The 14268-nt window shown below is 75.6% G+C and carries 12 protein-coding genes; 4 read left to right on the top strand and 8 right to left on the bottom strand.

What is annotated here, in order from left to right; translation table 11 throughout:
* Window positions 1–4: 4 nt before the first annotated feature.
* Entirely contained in the window at window positions 5–943 is a 939-nt protein-coding gene (locus OHB09_RS09475) for a hypothetical protein (protein ID WP_328921836.1), read from the top strand.
* 90 nt (window positions 944–1033) lie between these two features.
* Here OHB09_RS09475 and OHB09_RS09470 read toward each other — a convergent pair whose 3' ends face one another.
* A complete protein-coding gene (locus OHB09_RS09470; RefSeq protein WP_234528811.1) occupies window positions 1034–1426 on the bottom strand; it encodes a DnaJ family domain-containing protein in 393 nt (130 codons plus the stop codon).
* 134 nt (window positions 1427–1560) lie between these two features.
* Here OHB09_RS09470 and OHB09_RS09465 point away from each other — a divergent pair, with 134 nt between their 5' ends.
* Window positions 1561–1959, top strand: coding sequence for an FHA domain-containing protein (locus OHB09_RS09465; RefSeq protein ID WP_167794009.1), 399 nt, complete (start codon window positions 1561–1563; stop codon window positions 1957–1959).
* A gap of 73 nt (window positions 1960–2032) precedes the next feature.
* Here OHB09_RS09465 and proP read toward each other — a convergent pair whose 3' ends face one another.
* Window positions 2033–3409: a glycine betaine/L-proline transporter ProP gene (proP, locus tag OHB09_RS09460; RefSeq protein ID WP_371788972.1), complete on the bottom strand. Its 1377-nt coding sequence runs from the start codon at window positions 3407–3409 to the stop codon at window positions 2033–2035.
* A 358-nt stretch (window positions 3410–3767) separates the two neighbouring features.
* Between proP and OHB09_RS09455 the strand changes: the two genes are divergently transcribed.
* Complete coding sequence (locus OHB09_RS09455) at window positions 3768–5825, top strand: bifunctional glycosyltransferase 87/phosphatase PAP2 family protein (protein WP_040893535.1); 2058 nt, start codon at window positions 3768–3770, stop codon at window positions 5823–5825.
* Window positions 5826–5976: 151 nt separating this feature from the next.
* Window positions 5977–7674 (top strand): glycosyltransferase family 39 protein, encoded by a 1698-nt coding sequence (locus OHB09_RS09450; RefSeq protein ID WP_328921835.1) that lies wholly within the window; start codon window positions 5977–5979, stop codon window positions 7672–7674.
* 39 nt (window positions 7675–7713) lie between these two features.
* On the opposite strand, the gene OHB09_RS09445 is transcribed toward OHB09_RS09450, so the two are convergent.
* The 6 genes from OHB09_RS09445 to OHB09_RS09420 form a co-directional block, all read right to left on the bottom strand.
* Window positions 7714–8121 carry an aggregation-promoting factor C-terminal-like domain-containing protein gene (locus tag OHB09_RS09445; protein WP_006137668.1) on the bottom strand — a complete coding sequence of 136 codons (408 nt, stop codon included), beginning with the start codon at window positions 8119–8121 and terminating at the stop codon, window positions 7714–7716.
* Between the two features lie 309 nt (window positions 8122–8430).
* A complete protein-coding gene (locus tag OHB09_RS09440) occupies window positions 8431–9366 on the bottom strand; it encodes an ECF transporter S component (RefSeq protein WP_319117814.1) in 936 nt (311 codons plus the stop codon).
* Window positions 9363–11048, bottom strand: a complete 1686-nt coding sequence (locus tag OHB09_RS09435; protein ID WP_191889986.1) for an ABC transporter ATP-binding protein — start codon at window positions 11046–11048, stop codon at window positions 9363–9365. The genes OHB09_RS09440 and OHB09_RS09435 overlap by 4 nt, the downstream gene beginning before the upstream one ends.
* Complete coding sequence (locus OHB09_RS09430) at window positions 11045–12178, bottom strand: energy-coupling factor transporter transmembrane component T (RefSeq protein ID WP_328921834.1); 1134 nt, start codon at window positions 12176–12178, stop codon at window positions 11045–11047. Before OHB09_RS09430 ends, OHB09_RS09435 begins: the two co-directional genes overlap by 4 nt.
* On the bottom strand, window positions 12168–12833 hold the full coding sequence (locus OHB09_RS09425; protein WP_191852966.1) for an SCO2322 family protein: 666 nt from the start codon (window positions 12831–12833) through the stop codon (window positions 12168–12170). The genes OHB09_RS09430 and OHB09_RS09425 overlap by 11 nt, the downstream gene beginning before the upstream one ends.
* Entirely contained in the window at window positions 12830–14044 is a 1215-nt protein-coding gene (locus tag OHB09_RS09420) for a prenyltransferase/squalene oxidase repeat-containing protein (RefSeq protein ID WP_328921833.1), read from the bottom strand. The genes OHB09_RS09425 and OHB09_RS09420 overlap by 4 nt, the downstream gene beginning before the upstream one ends.
* Window positions 14045–14268 lie beyond the last annotated feature (224 nt).

The raw sequence follows: 14268 nt of genomic DNA, 5'->3' as shown, positions 1-14268 counted from the left end.
GGTGATGGCAGAGGTGACACCGTCCAACGAGGACCGCGACGTGCGCGAGGCACGCGAGGCACGCGCCGCCCACGAGGCGGCGGGCGACCCGGACGCCGGTCCGGCCGCGGCGCCGATGCACAGGACCGAGGCCACGGGCACGGCGACCGGTGAGGGCACGGTCGGCCGCACGGGCGCGGGTGCGCACGCCGGCACGCCGACGGGCGCGGGCGAGGGCGTCGGCACCGGTGCGGGCGCCGGTACGGGCCGGGTCACGGAGGCCGGTACGCGCACGGCGACCGGTGCGGGCACGCCGGTGGGCGCGGGGGAGAGCACCGGTACCGGTACCGGCACCGGTGCGCCCGGCGGTTCGGCCGCCTTCGGTCGGGAGGCGGGCGTCGGTCGTGAGACGGGTGCCGGTCGCGAGGCGGGCGTCGGTCGTGAGACGGGTGGCGCGGGTGCGGGCACCGCGGGACCCGCTTCCGCCGGCCCGGGAGCCACCGGCACGGAATCCGCCGGCACGGGCACCCCGGGTCCCGGTACCGGAACGCCCGGTGCCGCGCACGGCCCCGTCTCCGGTTCCTCGCTGATCGGGGGGCGCGCGGGGAGCGCGAGCGACGAGGCGCTCACCGGGGGCGCAGGCGCCCACCACGCGGCGCACGAGCAGGGCGGCCGACCCCACGGCGCCCGGAGCCCGTTGCTGGCGCACGAGGCCACCGAGAAGTTCTCGGCCCAACTGCACCACGCCGTCGGCGGCTTCGTCGACGCGCCCCGGGCCGCCGTCGAGGAGGCCGACCACGTCCTGGAGGAGGTGGCCGACCTGGTCGCCGACGCGCTCAACCGGCGCCGCCGGGACCTGCGCGCCGCCTGGCAGTCCGGTGACGGCAACGACTCCGACACCGAGCGGCTCCGCGTCGCCCTGCGGGACTACCGCGAGTTCGCGGAACGCCTGCTGCACGTCTGAGCACGACCGGCGGTCGTGCTCCGCGGCCCGGGACGCCCTCGCGCTCCCGGGCCGCCGCCGTGCGCGCCCCGTGCGTGGTCCCCGCCGTCCTCAACCCGTGCGGCGGGCCCGCCACTCGGCGACGACCGCGTCCGTGTCGTAGGGCTTCAGCCCCAGCGGCGGCTTGAACATGACCTCGCGGATCCTCACGTTGACCCCGTCGATCAGCCGCCGCACGACCGCCTCCGTCGGCGCCGCGTACGCCGCCGCCAGGGTGTCCTCGGCCTCCTTGCGCAGGGCGAGCGTCGGCGGCAGCACGGACACGCCCTCCCGGGCGAGCTTCTGCCGGATCCACCACATCTCGTCGTAGGCGGTGTCGGCGACCGCGCGGGAGGGCCGGCCCGCGCCGGGCAGGTCGTCGAACTCCCCACGCGCCTCGGCCGCGCGGATCTGCCGTTCGACAAAGGACTCGAAGCCCATACCGGGAGGTTTGCGCTCAGTCATATCGCCCATTGTGCGGGAGACCGCCCAGCCGGACCATGGCGCGATCTATCATGCGGCGGCGGTGCGGGGGCCCGGTTCCCGTGCCGGTTCCGTGCCCGACGCGACGACCGTCGCCTCCAGAAGGAGCGCACCACGTGCTCGAACTCACCATGGCCCTGGTCTCCGGGGCGGACGCCGGGGCGACGGCCGGCATGCTCATGGCCGATGCGCCCAGCCGTCCCGAATCCGTGCTGCGCGTGGGGCGCGACCGGACCGTGTGCCGGCTCGTGACGCCCGACGACTGGCTGTTCATCTCCCGTGTGCACCTGGAGTTCCTCTACGGGGAGGACGGGGCGTGGCGGGTGACCTGGCTGCGCGGCTCGCAGCCCGATCCGTCCTCCCAGGTGCTGCTGACGCTGGCCGGGGGCCAGTCCCAGCCGCTGCCCTACGGCGGGACGGCGGTGCTGCCGACCGGTGGCTCGGGGGAACTGGTGGTGCTGGACCGGACCGCCCCGCGGAGCGTGAACGTGGGGTTCTTCCACGAGGTCCGGTGAGCCGTCGGGGAGGACGCGGGGGAGTGCCGGGGCGTGCCGCGCGGCTCCCCCCGCCCGCCCCTTCGGAGCCGGGTCAGCCCAGCTCGTGCGGTTCCAGCGAGGGGCGTGAACCCGGCAGCGGCCTGCCCGCCGACTCCCGCATGAACCAGACGGCCGCCCCGCCCACGACCGCCGCCGCCATCATGTAGTAGGCGGGCATCATCACGTTGCCGGTGGCGCCGATCAGCGCGGTCACCACCAGCGGGGTCGTCCCGCCGAACAGGGACACCGAGACGTTGAACCCGATGGACAGCGAGCCGTACCGCACCCGGGTCGGGAACAGCGCGGGCAGCGCCGCCGGCATCGCCGCCGTGAAGCAGACCAGGAGCAGGCCCAGCGCGCCCATGCCGAGCGCGATGGCGAACAGGCTGCCCTCACGGATCAGGAGCAGCGCGGGGACGGACAGGAACAGGAAGCCCGCGCAGCCGGCCGCGATGACGGGGCGGCGGCCGACGCGGTCGCTCAGGGCGCCGGCGAAGGGCTGGACGATCATCATGAGCGCCATCACGCCGAGCACGACCAGCAGACCGTGCGTCTCGTCGTACTTCAGCTCGCTGGTCAGATAGCTCGGCATGTACGACAGCAGCATGTAGTCGGTGACGTTGAAGACCAGCACCAGGCCCATGCACAGCAGCAGCGTCCGCCACTGCCCGGTGACCATCTCGCGCAGCGGCACCCGCGGGCGGTTCCGCTCGGCCTTGGTGACCTCCGCCGCGAACGCCGGGGTCTCCTCCAGGCGCAGCCGCAGGTAGAGGCCGATCAGGCCCATCGGGCCGGCGATCAGGAAGGGCACGCGCCAGCCCCAGGAGAGCAGGTCCTGCTCGGAGAGGAGCGCGGTGAGCACGGTGACCAGGCCCGCGCCGCCGATGTACCCGGCGAGCGTGCCGAACTCCAGCCAGCTCCCGAAGAAGCCGCGCCGCCGGTCGGGCGCGTACTCGGCGATGAAGGTGGAGGCGCCCGCGTACTCGCCGCCGGTGGAGAAGCCCTGCACGAGGCGGGCGGCCAGCAGGAGCAGCGGGGCGCCCACGCCGAGGGTGGCGTAGGAGGGGATCAGGCCGATGGCGAAGGTGCCCGCGGCCATCATGATCATCGTGACGGCGAGGATCTTCTGGCGGCCGACGCGGTCGCCGAGCGGACCGAAGACCATGCCGCCCAGCGGGCGGACCAGGAACGCCGCCGCGAAGGCGCCGAAGGTGGACAGCAGCTGCGCGGTGGCGCTGCCGCCGGGGAAGAAGACCTTGCCGAGGGTCACCGCGATGTAGCTGTAGACGCCGAAGTCGAACCACTCCATCGCGTTGCCCAGGGCGGCGGCCTTGACCGCGCGCCTGACGAGCGCCGGGTCCGTGACGGTGACGTCGTGGGGAGTCGGACGGGTGCGGGGAACGACGGGGGGAGCGATCGCGGTCAAGATTCCGCTCGCCTGCCTTTCGACGGGAACAGGGACGTGACCCGCGCTCCGTCGAGCAGGCCGAAAATCGACCGTACGAGGTGAGGGCGCGGTCACGTGGCGTGACAGAATAGGTGCAAAGTGCACCTATATGCCGTCCGGCCAGGGGATTCCGTGACGCTTCGACCCGTCCGCCCGGTTCCCCGGTGTGAGCCTTCTCGCGCCCCGGAGGGCCGGAGGGAGCCTCACGGACTATCGTCATCCGGACAAAAGGCGAGCGGTTGTCAGGTAAAGAGGGGGTTCTCCGCATCTCAGTACAGAGCAGGGCATGAACGTGATGCGGAGCGGACCCATGGATGACCGGGCGGGAGGCCGACGAGGCGTGGCGAACGTGGAACACGGCGGGCGGGCGGGAGAGGCGTTCGGCGACCCGGAGGAGTCGGCCAGAGCCGGAATGAGAATCGCCCGCGTCGCGCTGTGGGGCCTCGCCGCCCTGCTCGCCCTGCGACAGGTCCTCGCCGTCCTCGGCACCCCCGAGGCGGACCGGCTGACCGCCCTGGAGACCTGGGTCGGACCGGACGGCGTCCTGCACGTCACCGGCTCCCTCTACGACTCCACGCGGTTCACGGGCACCCCGTTCGCCGGACTCGTCCTCAAACCGCTCACCCGCGCCGCCGAACAGGCGCTCGGCTGGGGCTGGACCTTCGGCACCCTGCTGCTCCTCGTCGCCCTCGGCGTGAGCGCCGCCCGGGCCCTGCCCGGCCCCGTGTCCCGCCGCACCTCGCTGCTCGCCGCTCCCGTGGCGATCAGCCTGCTCATGCTCTCGCTGCCGGTGCGCAACACCCTGCACCTCGGGCAGACCAGCATCATCCCGGTGCTGCTCGTCCTGCTCGGCTGCCTCACCGTGCGCGACCAGCGGGCCGCCGGCGCGCTCATCGGCCTCGCCGCCGCCCTCCAGCCCACCGTGCTGCTCTTCGTCCCGCTGCTGTGGTGGACCGGCCGCCGCCGCGCCGCCGCCTGGACCGGCGGCGCCTTCGCCGCGTGCACGGCCCTCGCCTGGGCGGCGATGCCGCACGACTCGGCCACCTACTGGGTGCACCACATGGCCGGCGCCGGCCTGGGCGGCGCCGCCGACGGCATCGCCAACCAGTCCCTGCACGGCGCTCTGCTCCGCCTCGGCCTGAGCGGCCCGCCGGAGATCGCCCTCTACCTGGCGCTCGGCGCCGCCGTCGCCGTCCTCGGACTGCGCCGCGCCGTGCGGTACGCCCGCGACGGGCAGTTCCTGCTCGCGATCGCCGTCACCGGATGCGTCGCGGTCGTCGTGTCCCCCACCGCCTGGCAGCACCAGCTCCTGTGGGTGCTGCTCGCGGCCGTCGGCCGGGTCGGGCGGCGCGCCTCCGACCGGTACATGTGGCCCGTCGCCGTCGTCCTGGTGATGTCGCTGCCCGCGAAGGCGATGCTGCCCAGCATCGCGGCCCTCCTGCCGCTGCGCGACAACCTCGTGCTGCTCGCCGCGCTCGCCGCCGCCACCGTCGTCCCCTTCCTGCCGCGCTCCTCACCCCACTACGCGCACCCGGTGCCCACCGAGTACGCGGACCCCGTCCCGGCCCGCTTCCGGCACGTGCCGCTGCTGCGGCTCCCCGGCCGGGTCCTCACCCGGCCCAACCTGCTGCTCGAACTCCTCCTGATCCGCGTCACCTACGCCGGCTACTCCCAGGTCCGGCTCGCCGCGACCGGCGGCTCCAACTCCGCCGGGCGGGCCACCGCCGAGCACCACGGCGAGCAGATCCTCTCCGCCGAGCGGTTCCTGCACCTCGACATCGAGCACTGGGCCAACCACGCCGTGGTCAAGGTGGACTGGCTGCGGCACTTCTTCGACTACTACTACGAGTCCTTCCACTTCGTGGTGCCGCTCGCCGTCCTCGGGGTCCTCTACTGGCGCCGCCCGGTCGACTACCGCTGGGCCCGCACCTCCCTCGGCTTCGCCACACTGCTCGCCCTCGTCGGCTTCTGGCTCTACCCGCTGGCCCCGCCGCGGCTGATGCCGGGCCTCGGCATCATCGACACCGTGCACGGCGCACAGGACTTCGCCAAGCCGGACTACGGCACGCTCACCCACCTCACCAACCAGTACGCGGCGATGCCCTCCCTGCACTTCGGCTGGGCCCTGTGGTGCGGCCTCGTCATCGCGGTCCTCGCGCCCCGGTGGTGGATGAAGGCGCTCGGCCTGCTGCACCCGCTGTTCACCGTCTCCGCGATCATCGGGACCGGCAACCACTGGGTGCTGGACGCGGTGGGCGGGGCGGCCGTCGTCGTGGCGGGACTCGGCCTGTCCTACGTGCTCCAGGGGCCGCGCGCCCGCACCGCGCGGGCGGCCGCCGTCGCCGCCGGGCGGCCCTCGCCCCCGCGGGCGCCGGAACCCGAGTCCGCACGGGGTTGACGCGGCGGCGCGGGCGCCTGGGCCCGCGCCCGGCCGCCCGCACCCCCTCCGACCTGCGCTTTGGTTCCCCTCCTGGCCCCGTGACCGGGGCCGCACCGCCCGGGCGCGGTCAAGCCGCGGGGCGCACCTGCCGTTCTCCTGAGCAGCGGCCGTGCGCCCCGAGGCAGCCCAGGAGGAGACCATCACCACGCACCCCGACCTCGCGCGGCCCCGTGCCCTCCTCCTCGCGCGCCCGCCGGTCCAGGCGCCCGCCCCGGCCCCCGCCCGCGCGCCCCGCCGTGGCACGGCCCTCGTACCGCTCCTCGCGCCGGCCCTGCTCGCGACGGCGCTCGGACTGTGGGGGCTCGACCGCCGGCACAGCATGTGGCGCGACGAGGCGGTCACCTACGAGGTCGCCCACCGCCCGCTCGGCGCACTCGGGGAACTGCTCGGCCGCATCGACGCCGTGCACGGCCTGTACTACCTGCTCCTGCACGCCGTCTTCGCGCTCTGGGACGGCGGCCTCACGGCCCTCCGGCTGCCCTCCGTGGCCGGGGCGGCACTGGCCGCCGCCGGCGTCGGCGCGACGGGGGCGCGGCTCGCCGGCGGGCGCGCGGGCACGCTCGCCGGGGCGGTGTTCGCCCTCCTGCCCGCCGTCCAGCAGTACGCGCAGGAGGGCCGCTCCTACGCCCTGGTCTGCGCCGCCGTCATCTGGTCCGGCCACTTCCTGCTGCGCGCCCTGGACCGGCCGGCCGCCGCCCGTCGGTGGTGCGCCTACGGCGCCGTCCTGGCCCTGGCCTGCTGGCTGCACGAGTTCGCCGTCCTGGTCCTGCTCGCCCACGCCGTCACCCTGCGGTGGCTGCGCGTCCCCCGGTGGGTGGCCCTGCGGTGGGGGCTCACCGCCGGCACGGTGGTGCTCGCCGTGTCGCCGCTGGTGCTGCTCAGCCTCGGGCAGTCGGCGGAGCAACTGGGCTGGCTCGGCCGGCCGGGACCCGAGGTGTGGCTCGGGTTCTGGCTGGTGGGCGGTGCGGGGGCCCTGCTCGTCCGGTGGACACGCGGGCCGGGGTACCCCCCTTCCGTGCTCGGCGCGTGGGCACTGCCGCCGCTCCTCGTGCCCGGGGGTGTCCTGCTCCTGGTCTCCCTGGTGCGGCCGTACTACGTCGACCGGTACGTGCTGCACGGGCTGGCCGGGCTGGCGCTGCCCGCCGGGGCGGCCCTCGACCGGGCGCTGGCCCGCGCCCGGCGGGGGACGGGACCCGTCGGGTGGGCGGCCGCGCGGTGGCTGGGGGGTGCGGCGGTCGTCCTGGCCGTGCTGGTGCCCTGGTCGCTGCACGTACGGGCGCCGGAGAGCCGCAAGGACGACGTGGTCGCGGTCGCCCGGGCCGTCGAGCGCACCGCCCGTCCCGGCGACGCCGTGCTGTTCCTGCCGGGCAGGCGCCGGGAGTGGCTGCTCTGGGCGCCCTCGGTGCACCGGCGGCTGGACGACCTGGCGCTCGACCAGGGGCCGCGCGCCTCGCACACCCTCCAGGGCACCGAACTGCCCGCCGGCACCGTCCGCCGCCGACTGGACGCCGTCGACCGGGTCCTCGCGCTCGGCGACCCGCCCGGCGAACCGCTCGACCCCTACCCGGTGGAGGCGGTCAAGCGCGAGGTGCTCGGGGCGCGGTTCAGGGTCTGCGCGCGCACCGAGGTGTGGGGTGCCCGGATCACCGTGTACGCGCGACCGGGGCACTGCGGCCGGGGCGCGGGGACGGGAGCGGCGGGAGCGGGGGACGTGGGGGACGCGGGGGAGGGGACGCGGGAGGCGCGCGGGCATGGCGAAGGCGGCGGCCCCGGGGATCATGGGGCCGCCGCCTTCGGACTGTGGTGACGCCGGTGCCGCGGTGCGGCGGGGGCGTCGAACCGCCTGTCAGTACCAGTGGTGGGTCTGCCAGAAGTTCCAGGCGCCGACCGGGCTGCCGTAGCGGGAGTTCATGTAGTCCAGACCCCACTTGATCTGGGTGGCCGGGTTGGTCTTCCAGTCGGGACCGGCGGACGCCATCTTCGAGCCGGGCAGCGCCTGGACCAGGCCGTACGCGCCGGAGGAGGCGTTGGTCGCGGTCACGTTCCAGCCGCTCTCGTGCGAGACGATGTTGCTGAACGCGGCGTACTGGGCGGCGTCCGGGATCATCTGGTGGGCGATCGTCTGCGCGCTGGAGCCGGTCGCGGCGTGGGCCGGGGCGGCGGTCATCGCCATGCCGGCGGTGGCGGCGGCCAGGGCGACACCGGTGAGGGCCTTCTTCGGGGAGGCGATGCGGCGGAGCAGGGTGACGGACACAAGGAACCTTTTCTTCGGGGACGTGGGGCCGTCGGCGGCACGGGTGCACCACGTGGGATGTGGAGCGCAGGTGTGTGCCGGGTGCCGGGGCCGGTGGGGCCCGGCGGTGCCTGACGACTGCTCCAGAGAAACAGGCCGGGCGACTCGTCCGCAAACACCCCTTTTACTAGTGGTGGTCGCATTCCGGTGGAGAGGTCGTCGTGTGACCTGGCTCTCAAACCGCAGGTCAGCGCCTGTAATGTCGTGCCCATGCCACGTCCTGATGGCTACGAGGCAGGGTCGTAGGTGACGTGGGTCATGTGGGGTGCTTCACCGCTCAACCGTCTCGTCGTGACGCCGGGCGTCCGCCGCACCACCCTCCGGCACCGATCCGGGGCCCTCGAACGTGACGGGCGTCTCGAAGGCGGCCCGCCGGGTGGCCCGGCGCAGCGCGCGCAGCACCGCCGGGCCGAGGGTGAGGGTGAGGAGGGCGGTGACCACGGCCCGGCCCAGGTCCCAGCCGAGCGAGGTGGCCACGCAGTACGCGAGGAACCGGGCCAGGTTGGCCGGGACCGCCGCGTGCGGGTTGAAGGCGATGCCCGAGGCGAGACCGCCCATGAAGGGCCAGCCGGCCAAGTTCATGATCGTGCCGTAGGCGAAGGCCGCGAGGAAGCCGTACACCGCGAGCAGCAGCGGTTCGCCCAGCTCGCGCAGTCTCCCGGCGGCCCCAGGGAGGCGCGCCGCGGGAACCCGCGCCGCCCCCGGCAGCAGTCCCGCGCCCATCGTGAACCAGCCCATCGCCAGCATCTGGAAGGGCATCCAGGGGCCGACCCCGCCGGTGAGCAGCGCGGAGGCGAACATCGTGACCGAGCCGAGGACGAAGCCGAAGCCGGGGCCGAGAACCCGGCCGCTCAGCACCAGCAGGAAGAACATGGGCTCGATCCCGGCGGTGCCCGCGCCGACCGGGCGCAGCGCGGCGCCGGTGGCCGCCAGCACGCCGAGCATCGCCACCGCCTTCGGCCCGAGCCCCGACTCCGAGATCGTCGCCGACACCACCGCGACCAGCAGCACCAGCAGCCCCGCGAACAACCAGGGGGCGTCCTGCGCGTGGGCGCTGATCTGCGACTCGGGCGGCGCGAGGAAGGGCCAGCCGAAGGCGGCCACGCCCACCGCGCCGACCAGCACCAGCGCGGCGACGGAGCGGGGGCCGAGCCGGACGGCGCGGGGGCGGCGGGCGCGGCCCCCGGCACGCGGGTCCGCGCTCATCGCAGGGCCTCCCGGACCTGGGCGACCGTGAGCCACGGCCGCGGGGCGAGGATCTTGGTGACCTGGGGGGCGAAGGACGGCGAGGAGACCACGACCTCGGCCGTGGCGCCGTCGGCGATCACCTCGCCCTCGGCGAGCAGCACCACCCGGTGGGCCAGCTCGGCGGCGAGCTCCACGTCGTGCGTGGCCAGCACGATCGCGTGCCCCTCGGCAGCCAGCGAGCGCAGCAGGGCGACCAGCCGGGCCTTGGCCGCGTAGTCCAGGCCCCGGGTCGGCTCGTCGAGCAGGAGCAGCGGCGGGCGGGCGGTCAGCACCACGGCGAGCGCGAGCGCGAGCCGCTGCCCCTCGGAGAGGTCGCGGGGGTGGGTGGCGTCGGTGACCCCGGGCAGCAGCTCGGAGACCAGGGCCCGGCAGGTGCCGGCCGGGGCGGCGGCGTCGTGGTCGGCGGCGGCGCACTCGGCGGCGACCGTGTCCGCGTACAGCAGGTCGCGCGGTTCCTGCGGCACCAGGCCGACCCGGCGGACCAGCTCGCGGGGCGGGGTGCGGCGCGGGACCGCCCCGCCGACCCGCACCTCGCCCGCGGACGGCTCGACGAGCCCCACGAGCGTGCCGAGGAGGGTGGACTTCCCGGCACCGTTGCGGCCCATCAGGGCGATCGTCTCGCCGGCCGCGACGGTCAGGTCGACGCCGTGCAGCGCCCGCACCCGGTCCCGGCGGACGCCGAGGCCACGGACCTCGGCGGCGGGCCCACCCGCCTCCGCGACGGCGGGACCGCGCCGGCGCAGGAAGCGGCGCACGGGCACCCGCGGCCGGGGAGCGGGAGCCTCGACGGGGGCGTGCGGGGGCCCGCCGGGCGCGGGTTCCCGCCCGGCGAGCCGCTCGCGCAACTCTCCGGCCCGGCGCCGCGCGTCGCGCACGGTGAGCGGCAGCGGGGACCAGCCCGCCAGCCTGCCCAAGTCCACCACCGGCGGGAACACCGGGGACAGCGCCATCACCTCCGCCGGGGTGCCGAGCACCGGCGCGGCCCCCGGGGACGGCAGCAGCGCGACCCGGTCGGCGTACTGCACCACCCGCTCCAGACGGTGCTCGGCCAGCAGCACCGTCGTGCCGAGGTCGTGCACCAGCCGCTGGAGGACGGCGAGAACCTCCTCGGCGGCGGCCGGGTCGAGCGCGGAGGTCGGCTCGTCCAGGACCAGCACCTTCGGGTGCGGGGTGAGGACGGAGCCGATCGCGACCCGCTGCCGCTGCCCGCCGGACAGCGTCGCGATCGGGCGGTCCCGCAGCGCGGCGAGACCGAGCAGGTCGAGGGTCTCCTCGACGCGCCGTCGCATCACCTCGGGGGCGAGTCCCAGCGACTCCATGCCGTAGGCGAGTTCGTCCTCGACGGTGTCGGTGACGAAGTGCGCGAGCGGATCCTGGCCCACCGTGCCGACGACGTCGGCGAGTTCACGAGGCTTGTGGGTGCGGGTGTCGCGCCCGGCGACCGTGACCCGGCCGCGCAGGGTGCCGCCGGTGAAGTGCGGCACGAGCCCGCTCACCGCGCCGAGCACGGTCGACTTGCCCACGCCGGACGGGCCCACCAACAGGACGAGTTCGCCCTCGGGGACCTCGAGGTCCACTCCCCGGACGGCGGGTTCGGCGGCGCCGTCGTACGTCACGGAGACGTTCTCGAAGCGGATCACGAGGGCTGCTCCTTGGCGGTGTCCAGGGGGTGCGCGGCGGGCCCCGCGGACCCGGCGGGTACGAGGAAGGCCGGCAGCAGGCCGAGGAGGACGGCCGCCGCCGGCCACAGCGGGAGCGCGGGCGCGACGAGCGGGACCACACCGGGGTGCAGCGCGGCCGGGTCGGCGGAGGCGGCGAGCGTCATGGCCACGGCGACGGCGGCACCGGAACCGGCGACCAGCAGGGCGCGCGGACCCCAGGTGTCGGGGCGGTAGCGGGTGCGCGGGGAGCGCCTGCCGCCCAGCCACAACCCGGCCAGCGCGGCGGCCGCCCCGGCGAGCAGCACCGGCAGGCCGTAGGTGCCGCCCTCCGCGGTGAGCAGCCCGTACGTGCCCGCGCACACGCCGAGCAGACCGCCGAGGGTGAGCGCGGCGGTCGTCCGGCGCACCGGGGCGGGCACGTCGGCGGTGCGGCCGTAGCCGCGCGCGTCCATCGCGGCGGCCAGCGCCACCGAACGCTCCAGGGCGCCCTCCAGGACCGGCAGCGCGACCTGCAGCAGCCCGCGCAGTCCCTGGTCCGGACGGCCGCGCAGCCGCCGGGCCGCACGCAGCCGCCGGGCGTCCGCGATGAGGTGCGGCGCGAAGGTGAGCGCCACGACGACCGCGACCCCGGCCTCGTACAGCGCGCCGGGCAGCGACTTCAGCAGGCGGGCCGGGTTGGCGAGGGCGTTGGCGGCACCGACGCACACCAGGAGCGCGGCCAGCCTCAGCCCGTCGTACAGCGCGAACAGCACGCCCTCGGCGGTCACCCGGCCGCCCAGCCGGATGCCCTGCGCCCAGTGCGGCAGCGGCACCTCGGGAAGCGTGAGAAGGGTGTGGGTGCCGGGGATGGGCGAGCCGAGGACGACGGCGAACGCCAGCCGCAGCACCAGCACGGCCAGGCCGAGCCGCAGGAAGACGGCGTAGGACCGGGACCAGGGGGAGGAGGTGCGGTGGCTGGCGACGACGTACCCGGTGACCGTCAGGAGGAGGCCGAGGAGGAGGGGGTTGGTGGTGCGGGTGGCGGCGGTGCCCAGACAGAGCGCCCACAGCCACCACGCGCCGGGATGCAGGCCGCCCTCCGCCCCGCGTGCGGCGGGTTCACCGGGCACGGCGCCTGGCCTGCCAGACCCCCGCCGCGGCCAGCACGAGGACCAGTGCGCCGCCGGCCAGCAGCCCCACCGAGGGGCCGCCCCCGTCGCCGTCCCCCTCGTCACGGGCGGCGGAGGAGGTGCCGGCCCCCTTCGCGGACCGCTCTCCCCCCGCCGCGATCTGCTCCCCGCAGCCCTTCTCCGGGTAGCCGGAGATCGCGCACAGCAGGGCGTTGCTGTCGTACCGCAGGGGCTTGGCCACCGAGGCCAGTGCCTCCGAGGCCGTCGCGTCCGGTGCCACCCGGGCGCAGGCCGTGCGCCGGTCCGGGGGCCGCTCGCCGGAGGGCGCGTCGGCCGCCGTGCCGAAGTCGAGGACGAGGGCGACCCGCTTGGTGCCCTTCCGCGCGGGCGTGTCCGCGCAGATGTCCGCGAAGTCGGCCCGGCCGCGCGGCCGGACGGCGTGGGCGGAGTCCTCGCTCACCGCGAAGCGGAAGCCCTGCACGTCGCCGTCGGAAGGGCGGGCGAGGGAGGGGCCCTGGGTGGCGTACGTCCAGTCGCCGCCCTCGCGCTCCCAGAAGGACCAGTAGCGGTAACCGGCGGCGTGGGCCTGCCCGGTGGCCGTGAGCAGCAGGAAGGCCGACAGCAGCAGGACGGCGGCGCGACGGCGGCGGTTCACGACCGCTGCCCCGCCTTGCGGCGGCCGCTGAGCAGGAAGCCCGCGCCGATGCCCGCGACGAGGCAGACCCCGATGAACCAGTAGAGGCCGAAGCCGCCCTCGTCCTTCTTCTCGTCCTTGTCGGCCTTCCCTGTGTTCTGGGTGTTCTCGGTGTTCGCCTTCTGCGGGGCGGGGCCGGTGGCGTTGAGGAGGGAGACGAGGTCCTGGCCGCCGAAGTGGCGCGGGTCGGTGCCGGTGGCGTGGGCGGCGAAGACGAGCTGGGCGTAGGCGCCGGGGCCGTTCTGCTTCGCCCAGGCGGCGGAGTTCTCCTTCAGCCAGGCCAGCGGCTTCGCGGCCCGTGCGGCGCCGCCCTGCGCGGCGAGCGCGACGACGGCGTCGGCGGTGTTGCCGTAGTCCGGCTGGTCGGTGGAGCCGGGCAGGGCGGAGACGAGGTGGCCGTCCTTCGCCATCGCGCCCGCGAGGTAGGAGGCGCCGTGGGCGGCGGCCCGCGAGGGGGTGGGTTCGCCGCCGTCGGAGCAGGAGTTGAACTTCTTGCGGCCGGCCTCGGCGGCCAGGCCCTGGCCGAGCGCGCCGAGGACACCGGCGGCGGTCGCGTCCGCGTTGGCCGTGAGCTTCCCCTTCTTGTCCGGCTGGAAGGCGAAGGCGCCGGCGCCCTCGCCGTCGCAGGGCAGGGAGAAGGTGAGCAGGGCGTCGTAGGAGGGGCCGAGGTCCTTCTCGCCTGCCGCGGTCAGCGCTCCGATCACGACGGAGGTCGAGTTGGCGTCGCTCGCGCCGCCGGGGGAGTAGCCCCAGCCGCCGTCCTTGTTCCGGTTGTCCTTCAGCCAGTCCACCGCCTTGCCGACCTCGGCCCGGTGCCCGCCGAGGGCGGCGAGCGCCTGCACGGCGGCGGCGGTGCTGTTGGTGTCCACCTGCGTCCTGGCGTCGCAGGACTTCGCCGGTTCGGCGCGGAACGCGGCGAAGGCGCCGTTCGCGCACTGCTGCCCGGTCAGCCAGTCCACCGCCTTCGCGGCGGGTTCCACGCCGACCGTGTGCTGCGCGAGCAGGGCGAGGGACTGCCGCCAGACCCCGTCGTAGGTGGGGTCGGTGGTGCCGAACAGCCCGGCGGGCAGGGCCTTCGAGGGGGAAGGGGAGGGGGAGGCGGCGACGGCGGGCGCGGCGCCGGCACCGATCACGGCGGCGGCGAGCACCGCGGCACAGCGGCGGACAATCATGATCGGCGGGTGCCTCTCCCTGTGGGGAGACGGGCAGCACGGGGCGGACGGGGCCTCCCGGGCGGCTCGACTCCGTAGACCTCGACGGTGTCGCGCGACGGCGAGCGGCCGACGCACCTGAGCCGGTCACGGCGGGTGCGGGGCAATCCGGCTCACCGGCCCAGGAGGACCGGTACACGGCTGCGGGTCAGCGCCGGATTCGCACCGGCTTTCCCCCGTACGGG

Origin of the sequence: Streptomyces griseoaurantiacus, from assembly GCF_036189845.1 — a bacterium.
GTDB classification, from domain to species: domain Bacteria; phylum Actinomycetota; class Actinomycetes; order Streptomycetales; family Streptomycetaceae; genus Streptomyces; species Streptomyces griseoaurantiacus.
This window is presented reverse-complemented; position numbering and strand designations above follow the sequence as displayed.